Source organism: Bordetella parapertussis (assembly GCF_020735925.1).
GTDB classification, from domain to species: Bacteria; Pseudomonadota; Gammaproteobacteria; order Burkholderiales; family Burkholderiaceae_B; genus Bordetella; species Bordetella pertussis.
Genome location: NZ_CP085971.1, coordinates 1,520,625 through 1,545,909, shown reverse-complemented (window position 1 = coordinate 1,545,909; position 25,285 = coordinate 1,520,625). Strand labels below are relative to the sequence as shown.

General features: G+C 67.8%; 17 protein-coding genes. 6 read left to right on the top strand and 11 right to left on the bottom strand.

From position 1 onward, the window contains the following. Positions 1-61: 61 nt before the first annotated feature. Positions 62-3,721, bottom strand: coding sequence for a YhdP family protein (locus LK409_RS07370; RefSeq protein ID WP_010928255.1), 3,660 nt, complete (start codon positions 3,719-3,721; stop codon positions 62-64). 33 nt (positions 3,722-3,754) lie between these two features. Between LK409_RS07370 and glnE the strand changes: the two genes are divergently transcribed. Continuing rightward, positions 3,755-6,580, top strand: a complete 2,826-nt coding sequence (glnE, locus tag LK409_RS07365) for a bifunctional [glutamate--ammonia ligase]-adenylyl-L-tyrosine phosphorylase/[glutamate--ammonia-ligase] adenylyltransferase (RefSeq protein WP_010928254.1) — start codon at positions 3,755-3,757, stop codon at positions 6,578-6,580. Between the two features lie 35 nt (positions 6,581-6,615). After that, positions 6,616-7,275: an epoxyqueuosine reductase QueH gene (locus LK409_RS07360; RefSeq protein WP_010928253.1), complete on the top strand. Its 660-nt coding sequence runs from the start codon at positions 6,616-6,618 to the stop codon at positions 7,273-7,275. A gap of 190 nt (positions 7,276-7,465) precedes the next feature. On the opposite strand, the gene LK409_RS07355 is transcribed toward LK409_RS07360, so the two are convergent. Then, the gene (locus LK409_RS07355) at positions 7,466-8,857 is read right to left on the bottom strand and encodes an L-serine ammonia-lyase (RefSeq protein ID WP_033450060.1); all 1,392 of its coding nucleotides are present in this window, start codon (positions 8,855-8,857) and stop codon (positions 7,466-7,468) included. 167 nt (positions 8,858-9,024) lie between these two features. Here LK409_RS07355 and LK409_RS07350 point away from each other — a divergent pair, with 167 nt between their 5' ends. Continuing rightward, on the top strand, positions 9,025-10,683 hold the full coding sequence (locus LK409_RS07350) for a Na/Pi cotransporter family protein (protein WP_010928252.1): 1,659 nt from the start codon (positions 9,025-9,027) through the stop codon (positions 10,681-10,683). A 33-nt stretch (positions 10,684-10,716) separates the two neighbouring features. Here LK409_RS07350 and LK409_RS07345 read toward each other — a convergent pair whose 3' ends face one another. The 3 genes from LK409_RS07345 to polA all read right to left on the bottom strand — a co-directional run bounded on the left by LK409_RS07345 (position 10,717) and on the right by polA (position 15,221). After that, positions 10,717-11,505, bottom strand: a complete 789-nt coding sequence (locus LK409_RS07345) for a dienelactone hydrolase family protein (protein ID WP_010928251.1) — start codon at positions 11,503-11,505, stop codon at positions 10,717-10,719. 54 nt (positions 11,506-11,559) lie between these two features. Further along, positions 11,560-12,396 carry a ZIP family metal transporter gene (locus tag LK409_RS07340; protein ID WP_003810564.1) on the bottom strand — a complete coding sequence of 279 codons (837 nt, stop codon included), beginning with the start codon at positions 12,394-12,396 and terminating at the stop codon, positions 11,560-11,562. Between the two features lie 110 nt (positions 12,397-12,506). Then, on the bottom strand, positions 12,507-15,221 hold the full coding sequence (polA, locus tag LK409_RS07335; protein ID WP_004568564.1) for a DNA polymerase I: 2,715 nt from the start codon (positions 15,219-15,221) through the stop codon (positions 12,507-12,509). On the opposite strand from polA, the gene LK409_RS07330 reads away from it, so the two are divergent. The 3 genes from LK409_RS07330 to LK409_RS07320 all read left to right on the top strand — a co-directional run bounded on the left by LK409_RS07330 (position 15,220) and on the right by LK409_RS07320 (position 17,190). Further along, positions 15,220-15,903: an LOG family protein gene (locus LK409_RS07330; protein ID WP_445209840.1), complete on the top strand. Its 684-nt coding sequence runs from the start codon at positions 15,220-15,222 to the stop codon at positions 15,901-15,903. The genes polA and LK409_RS07330 overlap by 2 nt on opposite strands. Before the next feature lie 148 nt (positions 15,904-16,051). Next, positions 16,052-16,468, top strand: coding sequence for a hypothetical protein (locus tag LK409_RS07325; protein ID WP_010928249.1), 417 nt, complete (start codon positions 16,052-16,054; stop codon positions 16,466-16,468). After that, positions 16,465-17,190, top strand: a complete 726-nt coding sequence (locus LK409_RS07320) for a toxin (RefSeq protein ID WP_010928248.1) — start codon at positions 16,465-16,467, stop codon at positions 17,188-17,190. The genes LK409_RS07325 and LK409_RS07320 overlap by 4 nt, the downstream gene beginning before the upstream one ends. A 70-nt stretch (positions 17,191-17,260) precedes the next feature. On the opposite strand, the gene typA is transcribed toward LK409_RS07320, so the two are convergent. The 6 genes from typA to rimP form a co-directional block, all read right to left on the bottom strand. Further along, positions 17,261-19,081 (bottom strand): translational GTPase TypA, encoded by a 1,821-nt coding sequence (gene typA, locus LK409_RS07315; protein WP_003818637.1) that lies wholly within the window; start codon positions 19,079-19,081, stop codon positions 17,261-17,263. A 16-nt stretch (positions 19,082-19,097) separates the two neighbouring features. Next, a complete protein-coding gene (gene truB, locus LK409_RS07310) occupies positions 19,098-19,832 on the bottom strand; it encodes a tRNA pseudouridine(55) synthase TruB (RefSeq protein WP_010928247.1) in 735 nt (244 codons plus the stop codon). Positions 19,833-19,876: 44 nt separating this feature from the next. Then, on the bottom strand, positions 19,877-20,278 hold the full coding sequence (gene rbfA / locus LK409_RS07305) for a 30S ribosome-binding factor RbfA (RefSeq protein ID WP_010928246.1): 402 nt from the start codon (positions 20,276-20,278) through the stop codon (positions 19,877-19,879). 27 nt (positions 20,279-20,305) lie between these two features. After that, a complete protein-coding gene (infB, locus tag LK409_RS07300; protein ID WP_010928245.1) occupies positions 20,306-23,215 on the bottom strand; it encodes a translation initiation factor IF-2 in 2,910 nt (969 codons plus the stop codon). Between the two features lie 76 nt (positions 23,216-23,291). Further along, positions 23,292-24,770: a transcription termination factor NusA gene (gene nusA, locus LK409_RS07295; RefSeq protein WP_010928244.1), complete on the bottom strand. Its 1,479-nt coding sequence runs from the start codon at positions 24,768-24,770 to the stop codon at positions 23,292-23,294. After that, entirely contained in the window at positions 24,767-25,273 is a 507-nt protein-coding gene (rimP, locus tag LK409_RS07290) for a ribosome maturation factor RimP (RefSeq protein WP_010928243.1), read from the bottom strand. Before rimP ends, nusA begins: the two co-directional genes overlap by 4 nt. Between the last annotated feature and the right edge of the window lie 12 nt (positions 25,274-25,285).

Below are 25,285 nucleotides of genomic sequence, written 5' to 3'. Positions count from 1 at the left end.
CTTGCGCCACGCCCGTCCCGACCCCCGGCCCGCGCCGGGGGTTTTGCTTTGCGGGCGCGCTTCAGTGTTCGGGCTGCGGCTCCTGCTGGCGCGTCGGCGCGCGCGACTCCACCGGCGTCACCTTGGGATCGTCCCAGGTGCCGGTGACCGCATACTCGGAAGACATGGCGCGCGCCAGCGGCTGCTTGAGCAGCCACTGCGTCACGAAAGCGCCCAGGCCGATCAGCGGATTGACCAGCGCGGCCGTCACCGCCGCCGCGCCGCTGGCGTCCAGGTTGGGCACCACCACCGCCCGCATGTCCCAGCGCTCGTCCACGATATTGGTGTTGCCGGCCAGGACGATCCCGGCCACGGGACCGCTCAGCTTGTAGCCCTCGGTCGTCAGCACGCCCTGGCTGAGCGACATGTCGCCGCGGATCGTGTCGAACGGAAACCCTTCGCGCAGCAACCCGCCCGGGTTGGCGTCCAGGCGCGCCAGCCGCTGCAGCGACTGCAGCGACAGCAATTCCAGCAGGCGCGCGGCGCGCGAATTCACATGCAGGAAACGGCCATTGTCCAGGCTGACGCGCGCCTTGCCTTCCAGCTCGGCCAGGTTGTGCGACCAGGGCAGATTGCGCCAGGTGACGGTGCCCTCCAGGCTGCCCTTGCCCCCGCCCACGGTCTGAGGCAGGCCGACCCGGTCCAGGAACTTGCCCAGGTCGCTGAACTCGGCATTGGCCTGCACGGTCAGGCCGCGCTGCGTGCCGTCCAGGCGCCAATTGCCCGTGGCGTCGAGCCGGGCGGCGTCGTTGGCGATCTGCAGCTTGTCCAGCCGCCACAGGCGGCCGCGCTCCATGTTGGTGCCGATCAGCTGCAGGCTGCCCAGCTGCTTGCCGTACAGGCTGAACTCCTCGGCCTGCAGATCGATGGCGGGAATATCCTCCAGATCGTTGCCAGCCGACAGCGCGTCCTCTTCCTGGCGCGTGTCCTCCTCGCCCGCCAGCGCCAGCCGCTTGAAACGGCCGGTCACGCGGCCGGCGATGGCGCCCGAGGCCTCCGTCCACTCCAGCGTGCCCAGTGCCTGGCGCGAGTCCACCGTCACGCGCCACTGCGAGGCGGTCGGCCGCTGGGCCGCCAGTTTCAGGTCATCGAGGGTATAGCCGGCCACGCGCAAGCGGTCGGCGGCCAGGTTGATCTGATCCGGCTGCGGCAGCAGCGGCACGCGCGACGGCTGCCGCCGGCCGCTGGAAGGCTCGTCGAAATCGGCCTTCATGGCGTCCCAGGCGTCGAGGTCCAGTTCGGGCAGGGTCGCGGCCACGGTCAGGCCGCGCTGCGGCAGGCTGGCGGCCCGGTTCACGCCCAGCGCGCCGCGCGCGAAATAGGCCCGCGAGGCATCGGCCGGATCGTACTCCAGCAGCACATTGATGTTCTCGGCCAGGCTGCCCGACAGCCAGCGCCGGCCGCGCGGCCCGCGGTCGTTGGCCGGCCCCCATTGCAGCTTGAACGGCATGGCGCCGCGCGCAGGCTTGCCCACCGGCGCCGGCATGTCGATCGCCAGGCCGTCCAGGTTCGATTCCATCGAGATATCGACCGCCCCGCCCTTCAGGTAGTTGAGCTGCCCGCGGTAGGCGCTCTGGCCCGACAGGCGCTTGAGCGCCGGCGCCTTGCTCACTTCGCCCAGGCCCGCCGCCGTCAGCGTGCCTTCGAAGCGCAGCGGAGCGCTGCTCTGCTCCAGCACGCCCCAGATACGCGCCGGCCCGCCCAGGAAGCGGGCATGGATTTCCTTGGCGCTCATGCCCAGTTCGGAGAACGCCAGCTCGCCGCGCAATTGCGTCAGCATAGGCATCTCGGGCATGAAGCGAAACGCGTTGCCGGCGAATACGATGCGCCCCTCGACCTTGGTGTCTTCGGCATTGAGCAGCGGCACATCCAGCGCCAGCGGCACCTCCCACTGGCCGGTGCCCTCGGCCTCGGCCAGCGCCCCGTCGAGCAGTTCGCCCAGCGGCGAATTGGCGGCCAGCGCCAGATACGCCGGCACCGCGCCGGAACTCTGGCCTTCCACGTGCAATTGCGCGTGGTCTTCCATGTCGGGAATCGCGGCTTTCACCGCCCCCAGGCTCACCACCTGGTCTGCGGCGGTGCGCACCAGGCCGCCGCCGGCGCTGTCCAGGCTCAGGCTCACCTTGTCCACGGCGAAGTTGCCCGACAATTGCTCCAGCCTGGGCCAGGCCTTGCGCTTGCCCTCGGCCGGCGCGTAATCGACCACGGCATCCTGGTACCGTCCCGCGATACGGAACTGCCCCTGCGCGCCCGGCTCCGAGAACGGAAAATCATCCAGGTCTCCCGCCAGGGTGATGGCGGCGTCATGAACCGTCCCTGCAGGCAGGCCCGTCGCCAGCCACAGGCGGGCATCCTCGTTCACCTCCAGGGGCAGGTAGCGGTGGATGGCCGGCATCGACGCGCGCGCCAGGCTGCCGCGCAGGTCCGCCGTGCCGGCCGCCGACTTGCCTTGCTGGCGCCAGGCGCCGTGCAGGGTCGCATCCAGGTCGGGATTGGCCAGCTGCAGGCGGCGCAGGTTCAGGGTCAGCGGCTGCCCCGCCGGCTCGGTCAGGGTGGCGTCGAGTTGCGCCCGGTCCAGCGCCAGCGGGTGTTCGAATATTTCGGGCAGGTTCAGCCACAGGCCATCCGCCTGCCCCGTGACCGACACGCCGGCGCCGTCGGCGCTGCGCGCCAGCGGCAGGTCCGAAAACTGCAGCAGGTCGCCCGGGGCGCCCTGCAGGCGCCACTGGGCGCTGTCCACGCTGACCGACGCACTCTGGCCGGCGCGCCAGTTCAGCCCGCGCAGCGCCGCATCCATCGTCAGGTCGGTGAACTTGCCGTGATCCAGTTGCAGCCAGGCGCGCGCCGCATAGCGGCCCTGGGCCGCCGGTATCGCGACCCAGGGCGCCCAGGCCGCCGGCTCGGCGTCCTGCACCTCGGCATACAGCTGGCCGCTCCAGCTGGCCGGATTGCTGCCGTCGCGCGCGAACAGGCTGCGGTTGAGCTCGCCGCGCAGCGATACCTTGGCCGCCAGCTGCGCGGGCGGACGCACGCGCAGGGAAAAACGATGCGACAACACCCCGTTGCGCATCAGCAGGTCCAGGCCATCGAGCCGCAGCTCGGGCGCCTGGCGCGCTTCGTCCTGCCAGCGCAGCGTCACGCCGTGCAGGGCCAGCTCGCGCTGGCGCGCCAGCCAGCGCAGCGCCGGCGATTCGGTGAACCCGTGATCGGACGGCGCAGCCAGGTCGATCGATTGCCCGGCGACCCACAGGCGATCGGCGGAATCGCGCCGCACCAGCAGATCGGCGCCGTCGATGCGCAGGCTCTGCAACGTGGGCGACAGCTTGAGCACGCTGCGCCAGCCCAGCACCGCCGCCACCGAGGGCAGGCTGAGCACCGGGTCGGCCTGGTGATCGTAGATGCGCACGCCGGACAGGTTCAGGCGCGGATTCAGGCCGCTCCAGTCGGCGCTCAGGCTGTCGATCGCCACCCGCGAACCCAACGCCTGGCTGGCGTACTGCTCGATCTGCGGCCGCCATTGATCGGCCCGGGGCAACACCCAGTAACGCAAACCCAGGAAAGCGACCGCCAGCACGCCATAAATGGCGAACACGCTCCAGAACAGCAAGCGAAGAATTTTCGTCGATACGGACACGGGCGGCGGGCAGGAAGAGGCGTCTTGCAGTATCGTCCCCTTATACATGAATCCCGCCTTTCCGTCTGCCTGAGTCCCGCCATGTCTTCCGCCCCTCCCTTCGCCGCCGCCCTGGCCTGGTCCGGCCACCTGCGCCGCCGTCTCGACGCCCATCCCGACCTGGCGGCCTGGCTGGCCAATGCCTGCGCCCACCCCGTCAGCGCCAACGTGCTGGCGGCCTGGCAGGCCGAACTGAGCGGCCCGGACGCGCCGGAAGTGCTGCCGGTCGAGCAATGCCGCGGCATGCTGCGCAAGCTGCGCGAGCGTGTCTTCCTGACCCTGATCGTGCGCGATCTGGGCGGGCAGGCAGACCTGGAGGAAGTGGTCGGGGCGATGACGGTGCTGGCCGACATCGCCGTGGGCACCGCCTACCGCAGCGTGGCCGCCGAACTTGCCGCCGTCCACGGCCTGCCGCGCGAACAGAGCACGGGCGATCCGCAGGAAATGCTGATCGTCGGCATGGGCAAGCTGGGCGGCCGCGAGCTGAACGTTTCCTCCGATATCGACCTGGTCATGCTGTACGGCGACGAAGGCGAGACCGACGGCCCGCGGCGCATCAGCAACCACGAGTTCTACGGCCGCCTGACCCGCCGCATGATGCCGGCGCTGTCGGAAGTCGATGCCGATGGCCAGGTCTTTCGCACCGACCTGCGGCTGCGCCCCGATGGCGACGCCGGACCGCTGGCCTGGAGCCTGGACGCGCTGGAGCACTATCTCATCGGCCAGGGGCGCGAGTGGGAGCGCTACGCCTGGCTCAAGGCCAGGCTGATGCCGGCGCAGGCGTTTGCCGACAGCAACCCGGACGCCCAGGCGCGCCAGCTCGAAAGCCTGCGCGTGCCGTTCGTCTACCGCAAGTATTTCGACTTCGACGCCCTGGCGGCGCTGCGCGCCCTGCGCGAGCGCATACGCCAGGACTGGCAGCGCCGCGCCCTGGCGCGCAACGGCGTGGACAGCGCCAACAACATCAAGCTGGGCGATGGCGGCATCCGCGAGATCGAGTTCATCGTGCAGTTGTCGCAGCTCATCCGCGGCGGCCGCATGCCGGCGCTGCAACGCCGCGGCCTGCTCGAAGCGCTGCACGCCGAGCGCGCCGCCGGGCTGGTGCCCGAGGGCGACGCGCAGAAGCTGGAAGCCGCCTATCGCTTCCTGCGCCGCACCGAGCATGCCCTGCAATACCGCGAGGACGAGCAGACCCATCTGCTGCCGGCAGACCCGGCCCAGCGCGCAGCGCTGGCGGCGGCCCTGGGCTACGAACCGGCCGCCTTCGAGCGCACGCTGGCCGAGCATCGCGCCTTCGTGTCGCAGACCTTCCGCAACGCCTTCCGCCTGGCAGGCATGGGCGAGGAGGACGACAGCCCCGCCCCCGCGCGCACGCACGCCAACGGACACGCCATGCGCCCGCATGCCGGCGCCCTGCACGATATCGAGGAGCGCCTGGCCGGACAGATCCAGCGCGACTTTCCCGAGCACGCCGAGGACCTGCTGCGCCGCACCGAGACGCTGCTGGGCAGCCATCGCGTACGCAGCCTGCCCGACAGCAGCCGGCACCGGCTCGAAGCGCTGCTGCCGGCGGCGCTGACGGCGGCGGCGCAGACCAGCGCGCCCATGGATGCCGCGCTGCGCCTGTTCGACCTCATCGAAACCATCGCGCAGCGCAGCGCCTACCTGGCGCTGCTGGCCGAGTACCCCGATACCCTGGCCCGCGTGGCGCGCATGGTGGCGGCCAGCCCCTGGGCGGCCCAGTACCTGACCCAGCACCCCCTGTTGCTGGACAGCCTGATCGATTGGCGCACGCTGTTCGAACCGCTGGACTTCGCCCAGGTCGCGCACCAGCTGGCCGCCGACCTCGACGCCTGCCGGCTGCCCGACGGCGAGCCCGACATCGAACGGCAGATGAATCTGATGCGCGACGTCCAGCGCCAGGCCAGCTTCCAGCTGCTGGCGCAGAACCTCGAAGGCGAATTGACGGTGGAGAAACTGGCCGACCAGCTCTCGGCGCTGGCCGACCTGCTGCTGGCCGAGACCATCCGCCGCGTCTGGCCGCTGGTCAACCGGCGGCCCGGCGCCGAGCCGCACCTGGCCGTCATCGCCTACGGCAAGCTGGGCGGCAAGGAGCTGGGCTACGCCTCCGACCTGGACCTGGTGTTCCTGTTCGACGACGACCGCGAGGACGCCGCCGAACTCTACGCCAAGCTGGGCCGGCGCATGACCTCGTGGCTATCGACCATGACGTCGTCGGGCCGCCTGTACGAAGTCGACCTGCGGCTGCGCCCCGACGGCGACGCCGGGCTGCTGGCCGTCTCGCTGGAGGCCTTCGAGCAATACCAGCGCTCGCACGCCTGGCCTTGGGAGCACCAGGCGCTCACGCGCGCGCGCTACGCCGCCGGCGACACCGAGGCCGGCGCGCGCTTCGAGCGCATCCGCGCCGACATCCTGGTCATGCCGCGCGACGTGCAGGCGCTGCGCGGCGAGGTGCTCGGCATGCGCGACAAGATCAGCGCCGGGCACCCTAACCGCTCCGAGCTGTTCGACGTCAAGCATGACCGCGGCGGCATGGTGGACGTGGAATTCGTCACCCAATACCTGGTGCTGTGCCATGCGGCCACGCATCGGGTGCTGGTCAACAACCTGGGCAATATCGCGCTGCTGCGCCTGGCCGGCGAAGCGGGCCTGATCCCGGCGCCGCTGGCGCTGGCCGCCGGCGACGCCTACCGCACGCTGCGGCGGGCGCAGCACCAGCTGCGCCTGAAGGGCGTCGACAAGGCGCGCGTGCCGCCCGGGCAACTGGCCGCCGAGCGCGCCACGGTGTGCGAATTGTGGCAAACCGTGCTGCAGGACGGCACGATCGCGCAAGCCGAAGTAAAATAACGGTTTTTCCCCGCTGCAAAGCCGCTTTTCACGCCATGTCCCAACTCGTGCGCCCCACACTCGAACTGCCCGCCGGCCGCCGCAAGGTGCTGCTGCACTCGTGCTGCGCGCCCTGTTCCGGCGAAGTCATGGAAGCCATGACGGCCTCCGGCATCGACTACGCGATCTACTTCTACAACCCGAATATCCATCCGGTCAAAGAGTACGAGATCCGCAAGAACGAGAACATCCGCTTCGCCGAAGAACACGGCATCGAATTCATCGACGCCGACTACGACATGGACAACTGGTTCGAGCGCGTCAAGGGCATGGAAAACGAGCCCGAGCGCGGCATCCGCTGTACCGCCTGCTTCGACATGCGCTTCGAGCGCACCGCCCTGTATGCGCACGAGCACGGCTTCGACACCATCACCAGCTCGCTGGGCATCTCGCGCTGGAAAGATATGAACCAGATCAACGGCTGCGGCGAACGCGCCGCCGCCCGCTACGACGACCTGGTGTACTGGACCTACAACTGGCGCAAGAGCGGCGGCTCGCAGCGCATGATCGAAATCAGCAAACGCGAGAACTTCTACCAGCAGGAATACTGCGGCTGCGTCTACTCGCTGCGCGACACCAACCGCCACCGCCGCGCCCAGGGCCGCGAACGCATCCACCTCGGCGTGAAGTTCTACGGAGTAGAGGAAAAACTCTAACCCCGGGTGCCTGTCCCCGTAGGGGACTGGCACCCGCAAACTCCAACTCCGGCGTGCCTGTCCCCCCACAGGGAAGGGTGCCTGTCCCCGCTGGGACAGGCACCTGCAGACCCCGCAGGGGAGAAAGGGGCGCCTGTCCCCGCCGGGACAGTCCCCTGCAGGCCCCGCAGGGGGCTGGCACACGATGCCGTCAGCACTCCACGATATTCACCGCCAACCCGCCGCGCGCGGTTTCCTTGTATTTGGTCTTCATGTCGGCGCCGGTTTCGCGCATGGTCTTGATGACGGAATCCAGCGAGACGTAGTGATGTCCGTCGCCGCGCAACGCCATGCGCGCCGCGTTGACGGCCTTGACCGAGGCCATGGCGTTGCGTTCGATGCACGGAATCTGCACCAGCCCGCCCACCGGGTCGCAGGTCAGGCCCAGGTTGTGCTCCATGCCGATCTCGGCGGCGTTCTCGACTTGTTCGACGCTGCCGCCCTGCACGGCGGCCAGCGCGCCGGCCGCCATCGAACAGGCCACGCCCACCTCGCCCTGGCAGCCCACCTCGGCGCCCGACAGCGAGGCGTTGTACTTGTACAGCAGGCCGATGGCCGCCGCCGTCAGCAGGAAATCGTGCACGCCCGCCCGGTTGGCGGCCGGGACAAAACGGTCGTAATAATGCAGCACCGCCGGAATGATGCCGGCCGCGCCATTGGTCGGCGCCGTCACCACCCTGCCGCCCGCGGCGTTTTCCTCGTTGACGGCCATGGCGTACAGGTTCACCCAGTCCATCACCGACAAGGGGTCGGACAGCGTGCGCTCGGCGCGCTGCGTCAGCGCGCGATACAGCTCCGGCGCGCGCCGGCGCACCTTGAGCGGGCCCGGCAGGTCGCCGTCGGCCTCCGGATGGCCGATGCCGCAGCCGCGGGCCACGCACTCCTGCATGACTTCCCAGATACGGTCCAGCCCCTGCTCGATCTCGGCGGCGCCGCGCCAGGTCAGCTCGTTGCGCATCATCAGGCCCGCCACCGAGTGGCCGCTGGCGCGGCACATGTCCAGCAGCTCGCGTCCGGTGCGAAACGGGTACGGCAGCTGGTCGTGCGCGCCGATGACCTGGGCATTGGCCGCGCCGGCCGTGACCACGAAACCGCCGCCCACCGACAGATAGCGCGATTCGCGCAACGGTTGGCCATCGGCGTCAAAAGCGTGAAACTTCATCCCGTTAGGATGTTCGGCCAACGCCTCGCGGCGATAGAACAACATATGCTCTTTTTCGACGAACGGCACGTCATGCCGACCCAGCAACGACACGCGCCGATTGGCGCGCACGGCCTGCAGCATGCCGGCGATGGCCGCGGGGTCGACCGTATCGGGCGCCTGGCCCATGAACCCCAGCAGCACGCCCTTGTCGGTGCCGTGCCCCTTGCCGGTCGCGCCCAGCGACCCATAGAGCTCGGCGCGCACGCTGGCCACGCGCGCCAGCAGGCCATCGCGCTCCAGCCCCTGCACGAACAGGAGCGCCGCCCGCATCGGGCCCACCGTATGCGAACTGGACGGCCCTATGCCTATCTTGAAAAGGTCGAAAACGGAAACTGCCACGCGCACACTCCGTATCTGGGTCCACCGCCCGCCATGGCGGTCGATAGCATCATACGCGCCGGCCCGGATTTCCGCTGCGAGGCGCGGCGTGCGATGATTACAGAATTATTTCATGTCATATATTGGCGCCGCGCCCTGCGCGCGGCGCCCCTGTCCCTGGGAGAGCCATGTCCGGACTGCTGCCGCTGCTCGATTTCGCGGGCTACGTAGCCCTGCTGCTGTGGGGCGTGCACATGGTGCAGACCGGCGTGCAGCGCGCCTTCGGCGCCGCGCTGAGCATCGCGCTGGGACGCGCGCTCGGGACGCGGTTGCGCGCCTTCGCCTCCGGCCTGGGCATTACCGCCGCGCTGCAAAGCAGCACCGCCACCGGGCTGATGATCACCGGCTTCGCCGCCGGCGGGGTGGTGGCGCTGGTGCCGGCGCTGGCCGCCATGCTGGGCGCCAACGTCGGCACCACCCTCATCGTGCAGCTGCTGTCGTTCGACCTGACCTCGCTGGCGCCCATCCTCATCCTGGCCGGCGTGTGGATGTTCCGCCGCGCCGCGCCCGGCCGCACCCGCGACCTGGGGCGGGTATTCATCGGCCTGGGGCTGCTGCTGTCGCTGCACCAGTTGGTACAGCTGTTCCAGCCCTTCGAGACCGCGCCCTTGCTGGGCGTCTTGCTCGACGCGCTGGCCAGCCAGCCGGTCGCCGCGGTGCTGCTGGCCGCGGCCCTGACCTGGGCCGCGCACTCCAGCGTGGCCGTCGTGGTGCTGGTCATGTCGCTGGCCAGCCACGGCATGGTCAATCCGGCGCTGGCCTTCGCGCTGGTGCTGGGCGCCAACCTGGGCACCGCCATCAATCCGATGATCGAAGGCGTTACCGGCGACGACCCGGCCGCTCGCCGCCTGCCGCTGGGCAACCTGCTCACGCGCGTGGCCGGCGTACTGGCCGGCATCATCCTGCTGCCCTGGCTGCAACCCTGGCTCAGCGGACTGGCCGGCGACCCCGCGCACGCGGTGGCCAACTTCCACACCTTGTTCAACGTCGTGATCGCGCTGGTTTTCCTGCCCATCCTCACGCCGTACGCCGCGCTGCTGACGCGCTGGCTGCCCAAGCGCGCCGATCCCAACGACCCGGCGCGGCCGCAATACCTGGACGAATGGGCCCATGACGTGCCGGCCGTCGCGCTGGGCAACGCCGCGCGCGAGGCATTGCGCATGGCCGACATGCTGCAGACCCTGCTGCTGTACGCCCGCGCCGGTTTCAAGCGCGACAACCGGCACCGCATGGTGCAGGCACGCCAGCTCGACAGCGCGCTGGACAAGCTGGAGACCGCCATCACCACCTACCTGGCCACGCTCGACCAGGAAAACATGACGCGCGAGGATCACCAGCGGCTCGACGCCATCCTGGCGTTCTGCAGCAACATCGGCCACGCCGGCGATATCGCCTACCACGGCCTGCTCAACCATATCGGCCGCCTGCGCAAGCAAGGCCTGCTGCTGTCAGCCGATCAGCGCGCCAGCCTGGACGCCACGCTGGGCGAGCTGATCGCCAACCAGCGCCAGGCCGCCGCGCTGTTCGTCACCGACGACCTGCGCCAGGCGCGCGCGCTGGCGGGCGAAAAGGCGCGTTTTCGCGCCCTCGAGGCGGAGGCCGCCGAAACGCAGCTGCAGCAGATCAAGTCCGGCAAGGTCGATGCCGCCGAAGTCGGCGCGCTCTACCTGGACATCCTGCGCGATCTCAAGGGCATCAACTCGCACGTGGTAGGCGCATCGGCGTATCCGCTGCTGGCGCGCCACGGCGAACTCCTGCCCAGCCGCCTGCGCGACGCGGGCAACTGAGGGCCTGCCCGAGCACGGGCAGGCCCCGGCCCGCTACAGGTACAGCGCGAACCAATCCAGCATGCGCCGCCAGCCGTCCTGCGCATCGGCGGCGCGGTAACTGGGGCGGTAATCGGCCAGGAAGGCATGCCCGGCCTGCGGATACACCACGATGCGCGATGCCTGGGCGGGCGCGCCGCCCTGCTGCAGGCGCGCTTCCATGGCCCGCACATCGTCCAGCGGAATGCTTTCGTCCTTGCCGCCATACAGCCCCAGCACCGGCGCATGCAGGCTCCCGGCCACGTCCAGCGGCACCTGCTTGATCAAGGGGCCATGGCCCGAGGACAGGCGGCCGTACCAGGCCACGCCCGCCTTCACGGCGGGATTGCGGGCCGCATACATCCAGGTGGTGCGCCCGCCCCAGCAAAAGCCCGTCACCCCCACCCGCGCGCCATCGCCGCCATGGGCGGCGGCCCAGGCCAGGCTGGCATCCAGGTCGGCATGGACCTGCTCGTCCGGCACCTTGCTCACCAGTTCGGCGACCAGCCCGGGAATGTTGTCGTAGCGCGAGGCGTCGCCCTGGCGCTGGTACAGGTTGACCGAGACCGCCAGATAGCCATCGTGCGCCAGGCGGCGGCAGACATCCTTGATGTGCTCGTGCAGGCCGAAGATCTCCTGCACCACCAGCACGATGGGCAATTGCTCGCGCCCGGCCGGCGCGGCGTAATAGGCGGCCACCGGACCGCCCGGCACCGCCAGTTCGAAATCGCCGTGCAACAGGCCCTGGGTGTCGGTATGGATCGTGGTGGGTGCGGTACTACCCGCTGCGGCGGCGAAACTCATGGCAACTCCTGGGCATGGAAAGGGAATGGCCGCCCTCCTGCCGCCGCGCCGCGGTCAATGCCGGTGGTCTGCCGCCTCGATGGCATGCTGCCCGTGCTCGTGGGCCGGGTCATGCTCATGATGCATGAACGAGGTGACGCCGTAGATGAGCAGCACGCCGGCGCCCACCAGCAACAACTGCGGCACCGCATCGGCCAGCGAAACGCGTTCGTGCATTTGCGGCATCAGGTCGGCAACCGAGATGTACAGGAAGCTGCTGGCGGCCACGACCAGGACATAGGGCACTGCCGCCTGCGCCTCCTGCAATACGAAGTATCCTACAACGCCGCCTGCCGCCGTGCACAGGCTGGTGAACAGGATCAGCGAAAATGCCCTGCCCCGCGCCAGGCCTGCGTTGAGCAGCACCACGAAATCGCCCAGCTTGTGCGGCACCTCGTGCACGATGATCGACGCCGCGGTCAGTACGCCCAGCATGGGGTCGGTGAGAAAGGCCGCCGCCACCAGCACGCCGTCGGCCAGGTTGTGCAGCGAACTGCCCACCAGGATGAGCACGCCGCCTCGGCCGGCCTCGTGCCGGTCGTGGCCCTTGTGATGGTGGTGCCCGTCGCCCTCGTGGTGGTGGCTGTGGCGCAGCAGCGCGATCTTCTCCAGCACGAAGAAGCCGATCAGGCCGGCCAGCATCAGCGCGAACAGGGCCCGCGCGTCGGCGTGCGCCGTTTCGAACGCCTCGGGCAGCAGGTGCAGCAGCGCCACCGACAACAGTACGCCCACCGACAGGCTGACCATGTGGTGCAGGTACTTCGCGAACACGCGATAGGCCAGCCAGCTGGCGATCGAGACGGCGATCAGGCCGCCGGCAATCGTGGCAAGCAGTATCCAGAGCAGCAGCATGGCGAGGGGCGATTCAGGCGGGAAAGCGCAACATTATATCGTTGCAAGCGCCAAATCAAAAATGGCTGTCAGACAGTATCCGGCCGGCGCGGACGCCGGCCGGGGCCGCATCAGTGCGCCTGTTCCCAGTTCGTGCCCATGCCCACCTCGGCCACCAGCGGCACGCGCAGCGTGGCCACGTCGCACATCAGCCGCGGCAGCGCTTCGGCGACCGCCGCCAGTTCCTCGTCGGGCACCTCCAGCACCAGTTCGTCGTGCACCTGCATGATCATGCGGGTGCGCAGGCGCTCGGCGTCCAGCCAGTCCTGCACCGCCACCATGGCCATCTTGATCAGGTCGGCGGCGGTACCCTGCATCGGTGCATTGATGGCGGCCCGCTCGGCGCCCTGGCGGCGCGGCCCGGAGGCGGCGCGGATGTCCGGCAGCTGCAGCCTGCGGCCGAATACCGTCTCGACGTAGCCCTGGTCGCGCGCCAGCCGGCGCGTGTCGTCCATGTAGCGCGCCACGCCGGGATAGCGGGTGAAATAGCGGTCGATGTAGGCCTGCGCGGCGTCGCGCGTAATGCCCAGGTTGGAAGCCAGCCCGAACACGCCCATGCCGTAGATCAGTCCGAAATTGATCGCCTTGGCGGCGCGGCGCTGCTCGGCGCCGACCTCGGCCAGCGGCACGCCGAACACCTCGGAGGCGGTCGCGCGGTGGATATCCTCGCCCGCCGCGAAGGCACGCTGCAGGTTGGCGTCATCCGAGACGTGCGCCATGATGCGCAGCTCGATCTGCGAGTAGTCGGCCGACAGCAGCTTGCCCTGCTCGGCGATGAAGGCCTCGCGCACGCGCCGGCCGGCCTCGGTGCGCACCGGGATGTTCTGCAGGTTGGGATCCGACGACGCCAGCCGGCCGGTGATCACCGCCGCCTGCGAATAGTGCGTATGAACGCGGCCGGTGGCCGGGTTGATCATGCGCGGCAGCTTGTCGGTATAGGTGGACTTCAGCTTGGACAGGCCCCGGTATTCCAGCAGCACCTGCGGCAGCGGATAGTCCTGCGCCAGCTTGGACAGCACTTCCTCGTCGGTCGAGGGGGCGCCGCCCGCGGTCTTGCGCACGACCGGCAGCCCCATGCGGCCGAACAGGATCTCGCCCAATTGCTTGGGAGAGTTCAGGTTGAACGGCTGGCCGGCCAGCTCGTAGGCGCGCTGCTCCAGCGCCAGCATTTCCTGGCCCAGCTTGTGGCTCTGGCGCCCCAGCTCCTGGGCATCGACCTTCACACCGTTGCGCTCGACCACGGTCAGCACGCGCGAGACCTGCAGCTCCAGCAGGTAGGTGCGCTCCAGCCCTTCGTCCTCGGCCACACGCGGGCGCAGCACCTCGTGCAACTGCAGGGTGAAATCGGAATCCTCGCAGGAATAATGCCCCGCCAGGGGGACCGCCACCTCGTCGAAACCGATCTGCTTAGCGCCCTTGCCGCACAGGTCTTCGTAGTTCACGCCGCTGCGCCCGAGAAACCGCTGGGCCAGGTCGTTCAGGCCCACGCCGCGATGCGACTCCAGCACATAGGCCTGCAGCATCGTGTCCTCGGCCACGCCCGCCAGGCTTACGCCTTCGTTGGCGAAGACATGGGTATCGTATTTGGCATGGTGCAGCAGCTTGGCGCGCCCGGCGTCCTCCAGCCAGCCGCGCAGGCGCGCGATGACCTCGTCCCTGGGCAATTGATCGCCCGCCTCGGGGCCACGATGCGCCACCGGGATGTAGCAGGCCACGCCCGGCTTGACCGCCATCGACAGGCCCACCAGCCGCGCCTGCATCTCATCGAGCGACGTGGTTTCCGTATCCAGCGCCACCAGCGGCGCGTCCTCCACCAGCGCCATCCAGGCATCGAAGGCGGCCCAGTCGGTGATGATGCGGTAGTCCAGCTCGGCCGGCGCGACGGCCTGCGGCACGGCGCGCGCGTCCCCCGTGGGCAGGCGCTCCTGGTCGCCCGTCAGTTCGCGCAGCCAGGTGCGAAAACCGTAGCGGTCGAACAGCGCGGTCAAGGTGGCCGCGTCGCGCTCGCGCCATGCCAGGTCTTCCCAGTCCGACACATGGCCGGTCAGGTCGCAGTCGCACTTGACCGTCAGCAGCGTGCGCGTGAGCGGAAAGTTCGGAATGGCTTCGCGCAGATTGTTGCCGGCCACGCCCTTGACGCTGTCGGCGGCGGCCACCAGCGCGTCGATGGAGCCATGTTCGGCCAGCCACTTGACGGCCGTCTTGGGTCCGACCTTGTTCACGCCGGGCACGTTGTCGACCGTGTCGCCGACCAGCATCAGGTAATCGACGATGCGCTCCGGCGGCACGCCGAACTTGCTGTTCACCCCGGCAACGTCGAGCACCTCGCCGCTCATGGTGTTGACCAGCGTGACGTGCGGGTCGACCAGTTGCGCCAGGTCCTTGTCGCCCGTGGAGACGATGGTGTCGATGCCTTGCGCGCTGGCCTGCCGCGCCAGCGTGCCGATGATGTCGTCCGCCTCCACCCCTTCGATGGCCAGCAACGGCCAGCCCAGGGCGCGTACGGCCTCGTGGATCGGCTCGATCTGCGCCGCCAGGTCTTCCGGCATGGGCGGGCGGTGCGACTTGTAGTCAGGGAACAAATCGTCCCGGAATGTTTTTCCGCGTGCATCGAAAACGCATACGGCATACTCTGCCTTATGATCCTGAACGAGCTTGCGCAACATATTGACCACGCCATAAAGCGCACCCGTGGGTTCGCCCTGCGCATTGCGCAGGTCGGGCATGGCGTGGAAAGCACGGTACAAGTAGCTCGAACCGTCTACCAGCAATAAGGTTTTTTTCATGGTTACAAAGGCAGAGCTTGAGACACCCGCCGGCAAACAAATTCCGGTGATTATGTCAGAGATAAAGACCGCGGCCGAGAAATTGGCCGACATCGGCCCCGCGGTCAGCATGTTCGGCAGCGCCCGCATCAGCCGCGAATCGCCCTATTATGAAACCTGTGCGGCGATCTCGGCAGCCCTGGCCGGCGCCGGTTTCGCGATCATCGCGGGGGGCGGCCCCGGCATCATGGAAGCGGCCAACAAGGGCGCCTTCGAGGCCGGCGGCACCAGCGTCGGCCTGAACATCAGCCTGCCCCACGAAGCGCACAACAACGAATACCAGACCATCAGCCTGTCGTTCGAGTACTTCTACTCCCGCAAGGCCACCTTCTTCATGCACAGCATGGCCTATGTCGCCATGCCCGGCGGGTTCGGCACCCTGGACGAGCTGTTCGAGGCGCTGACCCTGATCCAGACCGGCAAGGTCCCGCCCGCCCCCATCGTGCTGGTGGGCAGCGAATTCTGGCACGGCCTGGTCGACTGGCTGGGCGAGCAATTGCTGGCCAACGGCATGATCGCGGCCCACGACCTGAATCTCTTCATCATCGAGGACGACCCCGCCAAAGTCGTGCGCAAGGTGGTCGAATTCCACGACAAGCAAGGCAGGACGGACAGCCAGCACGCGCCTTCCCTCCCGGCATAACCAGGAATAACGCCTCGTTATTACCCAGAAAGAATAACCAGACGCAAAGGAAGCATCTACTTTGGCATAACACACGACGCGCGAGCGCCCACGGCGCCGGCCAGGCCCTAGACTGCCACGCAATTCGCAGTCCAGCGCTTCACTCGTTATGCCCCCATTTAAATTCACCGTACCCGCGCTGGCCGCGCTGCTGGCCGCGCTGCTGGCCGCCTGGCCGCTGGCGCACGCCGGCGCGGTGCACGACTACCCTTCCGCCGTCATCGAGGCCTACCACATCGGCCAGCTGCACACCGGCTCCACGCCCTTCGTGTGTGCGCGCTTCCATCCCGAAGGACAGGCCTCGCCGCAAGCGCTGCGCATTGCCTGCGCCGTGCAACGCTACGGCAAGGCGCGCCGCCACTTCGACGAACACGTCGCGCGCATCATCACCTGCCATGCGGCAAACAGGCCCACATCGCTGCGGGTCGAATCCGACGTTTGGACCGATCCGCAGATCTACCGCCTGTTCTCGCGCGCAGAAATCCTCTCCATTGCGCCTTGCGGCGTGGGAGGGCTGCTCCCATGAAGCGGATCTCCCCGCGTGCCGGCTGGCTGGCCGCGTCGCTGCTGTGCCTGCTGTTGCCGGGCGCGCGCGCCTGGGCCGCCTCCGAGCTGATCCTGGTGCGCGGCTATGGCAATTGCCCTTCCGGCTACGCCCCGCTGACGTACGACCAGGCGCATCGCCCCTCGTTGCGGGCGCGCATGCGCGAACTCTCGGGCAACGAGCCCTGGCCTATCCACGGCCTGGCCGACGGCCAATACCTGGGCGGCAAGTATGGCGGCGAGCTCAAGCGCGCCAGGCTCGCGGACATCCGCGGCCTGCGCGACCACTTCTGCCTCGCGTCGGGCTCGGACGGCGCGATCGGCCGGGGCGTTCACGCCTGGGGCCACGTACCCGGGTGGGGCGCCTGGCAGTGGCGCCGCACCCTTCCTCCCGCCACGGGCTTGGGCCACTACTCCAATGTGCGCGTGGCCCGGCTCGACGACCTGCCCTTCGGCGACCTGTGCGCGGTATTCACGCGTGACGGCAATCCCGTCGTGCAGGCCTGCATCAGCCCGCAGGCCGGCCGCTTGCACCGCGAATCCTACGCCACGCTGCGGCGCGCCCTGGAAACGCTGAGGCGGCAGGGCCTGCCGCTGCGCGTCTATGTCGACCACGACCGGCGCCCCGACTTTGCCGCCGTGCCGGACGTGCCGGCCTACTCGATCACCGGGCTGGCCACCTGCAATCGCGGCGGTTGCATGTAAAAAGGGTTGTGGCCGCCACGGCCACAACCCTTGCGCTGGCACCGCCGCCTGGAGGCGGCCGGCACGTGCGTTACGCGTTTTCGCGCGAAGCGCGGCGGCGCTCGTGCTCCTGCAGGTAGCGCTTGCGCAGGCGGATCGACTTGGGCGTGATCTCGACCAGTTCATCGTCGTCGATGAACTCGACCGCATACTCGAGCGACATCTGGATCGGCGGCACCAGGCGCACGGCCTCGTCGGTGCCCGACGCGCGAACGTTGGTCAGCTGCTTGCCCTTGATGGGGTTGACCACCAGGTCGTTGTCGCGGCTGTGGATGCCAATGATCATGCCTTCGTACAGCGGCTCGCCGGGGCTGACGAACATGCGGCCGCGATCCTGCAGCTTCCACAGGGCGTAGGCCACCGCGTCGCCGTTATCCTGGCTGATCAGCACGCCGTTGCGGCGCTCGCCGATCGAACCTTCGCGCAGCGGCGCGTACTCGTGGAAGATATGGCTCATCAGGCCGGTGCCGCGCGTCAGCGTCAGGAACTCGTTCTGAAAGCCGATCAAGCCGCGCGCCGGAATGATGTATTCCAGGCGGGTACGGCCACGGCCATCGGGCTGCATGTCCTGCAGGTCGCCCTTGCGGCGGCCCAGCTCTTCCATCACGCCGCCCTGGTGGGCGTCCTCGACATCGACCGTCAGCGCCTCGAACGGCTCGCATTTCACGCCGTCGATTTCCTTGAAGACCACGCGCGGGCGCGACACGGCCAGCTCGTAGCCCTCGCGACGCATGTTCTCCAGCAGGATGGTCAGGTGCAGTTCGCCACGGCCCGAGACCTCGAACACCGTATCGTCGCCGGTGTCGCGTACGCGCAGCGCCACGTTGGACTTCAGCTCGCGCTCCAGGCGGTCGCGGATCTGGCGGCTGGTCACGAACTTGCCTTCGCGGCCGGCCAGCGGCGAGGTGTTGACCATGAAGTTCATGGTCAACGTGGGTTCGTCGATGCGCAGTACCGGCAAGCCCTCGGGCGTGGACGGGTCGGTGATGGTCGAACCGATGTGCAGGTCTTCGATGCCGTTGACCAGCACGATGTCGCCGGCTTCGGCCTCGTCCACGACAACGCGCTCCAGGCCGCTGAATTTCATCACCTGGTTGATGCGGCCGCGCTGGACCTCGCCATCGGGCCCGAAGCGGAACGCGACATCCATGTTGCCGCGCATGCGGCCGCGGTTGATGCGGCCCACGCCGATCTTGCCGACGTAGCTGTTGTAGTCCAACGAGATGATCTGCATCTGCAGCGGCCCGTTGGCATCGTCATCGCGCTGCGGCACGTACTTCATGATGGCCTCGAACAGCGGCCGCATGTCGCCCGAACGCACGTCGTCGGTCAGTCCGGCGTAGCCCGACAGGCCCGAGGCGTACACCACCGGGAAGTCCAGCTGCTCTTCCGTGGCGCCCAGCTTGTCGAAAAGCTCGAAGGTGGCATTGATCACGAAATCCGGACGCGCGCCCGGACGGTCGATCTTGTTGACCACCACGATGGGCTTGAGGCCCAGGGCCAGCGCCTTGCGCGTGACGAAGATGGTCTGCGGCATGGGGCCTTCGACGGCATCGACCAGCAGCAGGACGCCATCGACCATCGACAGCACCCGCTCGACTTCGCCGCCGAAGTCGGCGTGTCCCGGGGTGTCGACGATGTTGATGTGCGTGCCTTCGTATTCGACGGCGCAGTTCTTGGCCAGAATGGTGATGCCGCGTTCTTTCTCGATGTCGTTCGAATCCATGACCCGTTCGGCCACCGATTGGTTCTCGCGGAAAGTGCCGGATTGGCGTAGCAATTGGTCGACCAGGGTCGTTTTGCCGTGGTCCACGTGGGCAATGATGGCGACGTTGCGCAGGGCGCGGGTCATAGCAGGTCCTTTAAGTTCAGGTGGCGGGCAGCAGGCCCGCCGGCAATTCATTCATGGCAAGCAAGGCCTGCTTGGCGTCGGGCATCGCCTGCAGGGCTTCCAGGGTTACGGCGCGGTCCAGCGAAAACGGCCCGACGTGCGTGCGCCGCAGCGCCGCCAGGTGGGCATGGCAGCCCAGCGCGCGGCCGATGTCCTGGGCCAGCGTGCGTATATAGGTGCCCTTGCTGCAGGCCACATCGATCTGCGCCTGCATCCCGGAGAACGACAGCAGCTCGATGTGGCGGATGGTCACCTGCCTGGGCGGACGGTCCAGCTCGATGCCCGCCCGGGCGTACTCGTAAAGCGGCTTGCCGTCGCGCTTGAGCGCCGAATACATGGGCGGGATCTGCTCGATCGTGCCCACGAAACGTGACAGCACATCGCGCAGCGCCGCCTCTTCGACACCGGCAAATCCGTCCGGGGCCCGGGCCACGATGTGGCCGGTCAGGTCGCCCGAGTCGGTCTCCTCGCCAAACTGCAGCATGGCCTGGTAGGTCTTGTCGGCCTCGAGCATGCGGCCCGAGATCTTGGTAGCCCGGCCCATGCAGCAAACCAGCAGGCCGGTGGCGAAAGGGTCCAGCGTTCCCGTATGACCGGCCTTGGCCGCGTCCACGGTGCGCTTGGCTCGCTGCAAGGCGTGGTTGCTGGACAAACCCACGGGTTTGTCCAGCAACAGCACACCGTCGAGCGCGAGCCCGCGTCGTTTAGCCATCGTCGAATCCGGAAAAAGGAGAAAAAGCAGCGACGACAGCCCGGTCAGGACTGGTCTTCGGGCTCGTCGGGAACACCCGAGTGCGGACCGGGCCGGTTGGCACGATCGATCAGCACCGACATCTCGATGCCGCGGGTGATTTGCAGATCATGCACGAACCGCAGGGTGGGAACAGTATGGATGTGCAGCAGCTTGTACAGCTGCGAATGCAGCCAGCCGGCCTTTTCGTTCAGCAAGGCGGCAGCGGTGTCGGGCTCGGCGCCCAACACCGTGAAATACACCTTGGCATGCGCGTAGTCGGCCGACAGCTCCACACCCGAAAGCGTGATCAGTCCGGCGCGGGTCATATCGATCTCGCGCTGAATGATCCCGGCCAGATCCTTCTGGATCTGGTCGGCCAGCCGCAGATTGCGGCCGGGGATGGATTTGGACTTGTGACGGCGCATGTAAAGATTGCTGTATCGCCTCGCACCTTACAGCGTGCGCGCGATCTCCTTGATTTCAAAGACTTCCAGCTGGTCGCCCAGCTGCAGGTCGTTGTTGCCGCGCAGGGTCAGGCCGCAATCGAAGCCGGATTTGACTTCCTTGACGTCGTCCTTGAAACGGCGCAGCGAATCGAGATGGCCCGTCCATTGAACCACGTTGTTGCGCAGCAGTCGAACCTGCGAATCGCGGCGCACCACGCCGTCGAGTACCATGCAGCCCGCCACCGTGCCGATACGGGAGATCGTGTAGACCTCGCGCACTTCGACCAGGCCGATGACCTCTTCGCGCTTCTCGGGAGCCAGCATCCCCGACATGGCGGCCTTCACTTCGTCGACCGCGTCGTAGATGATGTTGTAGTAGCGCAGGTCGATACCGTTGGTCTCGGCCAGCTTCTTGGCGCTTTGCTCGGCGCGCACGTTGAACCCGATCACCACCGCATTGGAGGCGATGGCCAGGTTGACGTCGCTTTCCGAGATGCCGCCCACGGCGGCATGCACCACCTGCACGCGCACTTCGTCGGTCGACAACTTGGTCAGCGAAGACACCAGCGCCTCCTGCGAACCCTGCACGTCGGTCTTGACGATCAGCGCCAGGGTCTGCGTGCCCTCGCCCAGGTTGTCGAACATGGACTCCAGCTTGGCGGCCTGCTGGCGCGCCAGCTTGACGTCGCGGAACTTGCCCTGGCGGAACAGCGCGATCTCGCGCGCCTTGCGCTCGTCGGACAGCACCATCAGTTCGTCGCCGGCGGCCGGCACTTCGGTCAGGCCCTGGATCTCGACCGGGATCGACGGACCGGCGGTCTGGATCTGCTTGCCGTTCTCGTCCAGCATGGCGCGCACGCGGCCGAAGCTGGCGCCGGCCAGCACGACATCGCCGCGCTTGAGCGTGCCGCTTTGCACCAGGATGGTGGCAACCGGGCCGCGACCCTTGTCCAGGCGCGCCTCGATGACCAGGCCCTTGGCCGGCACTTCGATCGGCGCCTTCAGTTCCAGGATCTCGGCCTGCAACAGCACGTTCTCGAGCAAATCGTCGATGCCCGCGCCCGTCTTGGCCGACACCGGCACGAACGGCACGTCGCCGCCGTATTCTTCCGGCACGACTTCCTCGGCCACCAGTTCCTGCTTGACGCGCTCGGGGTTGGCCTCGGGCTTGTCGATCTTGTTGACGGCCACCACCAGCGGCACGCCGCCGGCCTTGGCATGGTGAATGGCTTCGCGCGTCTGCGGCATCACGCCGTCATCGGCCGCCACCACCAGGATGACGATGTCGGTGGCCTTGGCGCCGCGCGCACGCATCGCCGTGAAGGCCTCGTGGCCCGGGGTGTCCAGGAAGGTCACCACGCCACGGCCTGTCTCGACGTGATACGCGCCGATGTGCTGGGTAATGCCCCCGGCTTCGCCCGAGGCGACCTTGGCGCGGCGGATGTAATCCAGCAGCGAGGTCTTGCCGTGGTCGACGTGGCCCATGACGGTCACGACCGGCGCGCGCGGCTCGGCTTCGGCCTCGGTGACCGCTGCGGTTTCGTCCAGGAAGGCCTCGGGATCGTCCAGCTTGGCGGCGATCGCCGTGTGGCCGAACTCCTGCACCACGATCATCGCGGTTTCCTGGTCCAGCACCTGGTTGATCGTGACCATCTGGCCCAGCTTCATCAATTGCTTGATGACCTCGGCCGCCTTCACCGACATCTTGTGGGCCAGGTCGGCCACGCTGATGGTTTCGGGAACGTGGATCTCGCGCGCGATGAATTCCTGCTGCACCTGCTCGTGACGACGGTCCTGGTGCTGGTTGCGGCTGTTGCGTCCGCCCCTGCCGCCCTTGCCGCCGGCGCGCCAGCCGTCACGCGTGGTGACCGCGGGCTTGTTGTCGGCCGGCTTCTTGCGGGCGCTGTCGTCGCTCCAGGTGGAGGACACCTCGGCGGTCTTGATGGTCTTCTTGGCACCCGGCGCGCCCGGCTTGGCGTCCTTCTTGGGCGCGGCCGTGGTGGCCGGCTTGCCGGCCGGCTTGTGCAGCGTGCCCGACAGGGCGCCTGCCTGCGGCTCGGGCTCGGGCGCGCGCAGCACCTTGCGCGGACGGCTGAGCATCTCGCGCAGCGCGGCGGCCTCGGCCTCGGCGGCGCGGCGCGCCTCTTCGCGGGCGCGGTCGGGCGCCGCCGGCGCGGCGGCGCGGCGGATCTCACCCGGCTTGGCCGTGGTCTTGGGCGCGGCGGCCGGTTCGGCCTTGGCGCTCTTGGGAGATTCAGCGGGTGCGGACGGCTGGGCGACCGGAGCCGGGGTTTGGGAGGTCAGTTCAGTTTGGGCGTGCACAACGGGTTCCGGCCGGGCCTGTTCAGCCTCGGTCTCGGTGACAGATACATTCTTTGCAGGTTCGACCGGCTCGGCGACTGCCTGGGCAGGAGCGGCTTCCGGTTGAGGCTCGGGTTGCGGCTCAGGCTCGGCCTGGGCAGCGGGAGTCGGCTCGGGCTGGGCTTCGGCCTGAGCGGGCTGTTCGGGTTGCGGTTCGGCCGCCGGCGCCGCGACGGGCTCGGCGGGCGCCTCGGCGACGGGCGGCTCGACCGGCTTGGCAGCCGTCTCGACCGCCGGCTCGGCGCGCACCGGTTCGGCCGGATCGCGCTTGACGAAAACGCGCTTCTTGCGCACCTCGACCTGGATCGTGCGCGAGCGGCCGGTGGCGTCGGCCTGCCGGATCTCGGAGGTCTGGCGACGCGTCAGGGTGATTTTCTTGCCCTCGGTCGCACCATGCGCGCGACGCAGCGATTCGAGCAACTTCGCCTTGTCGCTATCGGTGACGGCGTCGTCCACCGATTTGAGGTCAACACCGGCCGCACGCAACTGCTCGAGCAGCACGTTGGCAGGCATTTTCAGCTCGGTAGCGAACTGGGCGACAGTATTACTCGACATTAGGCTCTCTTCCCTATATGCAGCTAATTACAAACATGAACTCTCGGCATTACGCCGTACAACCGTGCGCCGTGTTTCATTCCTCGTCGAACCAGTGGGCGCGGGCACGCATGATCAGATCGCTGGCTTCCTCTTCCTGCAGGCCGGCAATCTCGGCCAGCTCGTCGGTCGACAGCTCGGCCAGATCGTCACGCGTATGCACCTGCCGTTCGGCCAGCTTGGCGGCCAGCTCCGGCGTGATGCCCTCGAGTTCGAGCAGGTCCTGGGCCGTTTCAAGGCGCTCTTCCTGGGCGATCGCCTCGGTCAGCAGCGCATTGCGGGCACGGGCACGCAGCTCATTGATGGTGTCCTCGTCGAATGCCTCGATCTCCAGCAGTTCCTGCATGGGCACGTAGGCAATCTCTTCGATACCGGTGAAACCTTCATCGATCAGGATGTCGGCCACCTCTTCGTCGACGTCCAGCTTGCTCATGAACGTCGCGCGCAACGCGGCACGCTCGGTTTCCTGGCGATTGAGGCTTTCCTCCGGCGTCATGATGTTGATCTGCCAGCCGGTCAGCTCGGACGCCAGGCGCACGTTCTGCCCCTTGGCGCCGATGGCCTTGGGCAGGTTTTCCTCGTCGACCACCACGTCCATCGCGTGCTTGTCTTCGTCCACCACGATGGACTCGACGTTGGCCGGCGCCAGCGCGCCGATCACGAATTGCGCCGGGTCTTCCGACCACAGCACGATATCGACCTGCTCGCCGCCCAGCTCGTTGCGCACGGCGGTCACGCGCGAACCGCGCATGCCCACGCAGGTGCCGATCGGGTCGATACGCTTGTCGTAGGCCACCACGGCGATCTTGGCGCGCACGCCCGGGTCGCGTGCCGTGGCCTTGATCTCCAGCAGACCCTGTTCGATCTCGGGCACTTCGTTTTCGAACAATTGGCGGATGAACTCGGGCGAGGTGCGCGACAGGATGAGCTGCTGTCCGCGCGCGGCGTGGTCGACCCGCAGCACGAAGGCGCGCACGCGGTCGCCGACCCGCAGGTTTTCCTTCGGGATCATCTCGGAGCGCGGCAGGCGCGCTTCGATCTTGCCGGTTTCGATGATCACGTCGCCCTTGTCCATCCGCTTGATGGACCCGGAAATAATCGTCTCGCCGCGGTCGAGGAAGTCGTTCAGGACCTGCTCGCGCTCGGCGTCGCGGATCTTCTGCAGGATCGCCTGCTTGGCGGCCTGCGCGCCGATACGGCCGAACTCGACCGGCTCGAGCGCTTCCTCGATGTACTCGCCCACTTCGATGTCGGGCGCCATTTCGCGCGCCTCGGACAGCAGCTCCTGCTTGTCGGGCTCTTGCAGGCCAGCCTCGTCGGGCACGACCAGCCACCGGCGAAAGCCTTCGTGGCCGCCGGTTTCACGATCGATGGAGACACGGATGTCCGCATCGTCCTTGAAGCGCTTTTTCATTGCCGAAGCCAGCGCGCTTTCGAGCGCCCCGAACACCACTTCGCGGGTGACGTTCTTTTCGCGCGCCAAAGCATCGACCAACAGAAGAATTTCGCGACTCATCGCTTTTTGCCCTTGAAATCCAGAACGGGATCCAGCTTTGCGCGCTCGATGTCATCGAGCGTGAAGCTCAGCACCTGGATATCGTTCTTCTTTGCCTCAAATTCGAGACCGAACACGGCCTTGCCCGCACCGGCGGTGTCATCCTGGCCGGACGCGCCATCCGCCTCGGGCGCGCGCAGCGTGCCGGAGAACACTTTGCGCCCGTCGAGCGCCTCTCGCAGCTTGATCTCGATACGTTCGCCCGCGAAACGGCGGAACTCCGCCTCGTTGCGCAACGGACGATCGACGCCCGGCGACCCGACTTCGAGGCGCTTGTAGTCGATGTTCTCGACTTCATACACGTGCGACAACTGGCGGGACACCTGCTCGCAATCTTCAATACGCACGCCATCGACCCGGTCGATGGTGACGCGCAACAGCCCCATGGCGGCACGTTCGACATCGACCAGTTCGATGTCCATGCCCGCCAGCGCTTCTTCGGTCAGTGCGAATAAATCAGCCATACACTCAAAAAA

Coding starts and splice junctions, on each gene's coding strand:
- infB (WP_010928245.1), bottom strand. CDS start 23,215: ATGTCGAGTAATACTGTCGCCCAGTTCGCTACCGAGCTGAAAATGCCT.
- LK409_RS07320 (WP_010928248.1), top strand. CDS start 16,465: ATGAAGCGGATCTCCCCGCGTGCCGGCTGGCTGGCCGCGTCGCTGCTG.
- LK409_RS07370 (WP_010928255.1), bottom strand. CDS start 3,721: ATGTATAAGGGGACGATACTGCAAGACGCCTCTTCCTGCCCGCCGCCC.
- typA (WP_003818637.1), bottom strand. CDS start 19,081: ATGACCCGCGCCCTGCGCAACGTCGCCATCATTGCCCACGTGGACCAC.
- polA (WP_004568564.1), bottom strand. CDS start 15,221: ATGAAAAAAACCTTATTGCTGGTAGACGGTTCGAGCTACTTGTACCGT.
- rimP (WP_010928243.1), bottom strand. CDS start 25,273: ATGGCTGATTTATTCGCACTGACCGAAGAAGCGCTGGCGGGCATGGAC.
- nusA (WP_010928244.1), bottom strand. CDS start 24,770: ATGAGTCGCGAAATTCTTCTGTTGGTCGATGCTTTGGCGCGCGAAAAG.
- LK409_RS07345 (WP_010928251.1), bottom strand. CDS start 11,505: ATGAGTTTCGCCGCCGCAGCGGGTAGTACCGCACCCACCACGATCCAT.
- glnE (WP_010928254.1), top strand. CDS start 3,755: ATGTCTTCCGCCCCTCCCTTCGCCGCCGCCCTGGCCTGGTCCGGCCAC.
- truB (WP_010928247.1), bottom strand. CDS start 19,832: ATGGCTAAACGACGCGGGCTCGCGCTCGACGGTGTGCTGTTGCTGGAC.
- rbfA (WP_010928246.1), bottom strand. CDS start 20,278: ATGCGCCGTCACAAGTCCAAATCCATCCCCGGCCGCAATCTGCGGCTG.
- LK409_RS07330 (WP_445209840.1), top strand. CDS start 15,220: ATGGTTACAAAGGCAGAGCTTGAGACACCCGCCGGCAAACAAATTCCG.
- LK409_RS07360 (WP_010928253.1), top strand. CDS start 6,616: ATGTCCCAACTCGTGCGCCCCACACTCGAACTGCCCGCCGGCCGCCGC.
- LK409_RS07325 (WP_010928249.1), top strand. CDS start 16,052: ATGCCCCCATTTAAATTCACCGTACCCGCGCTGGCCGCGCTGCTGGCC.
- LK409_RS07350 (WP_010928252.1), top strand. CDS start 9,025: ATGTCCGGACTGCTGCCGCTGCTCGATTTCGCGGGCTACGTAGCCCTG.
- LK409_RS07340 (WP_003810564.1), bottom strand. CDS start 12,396: ATGCTGCTGCTCTGGATACTGCTTGCCACGATTGCCGGCGGCCTGATC.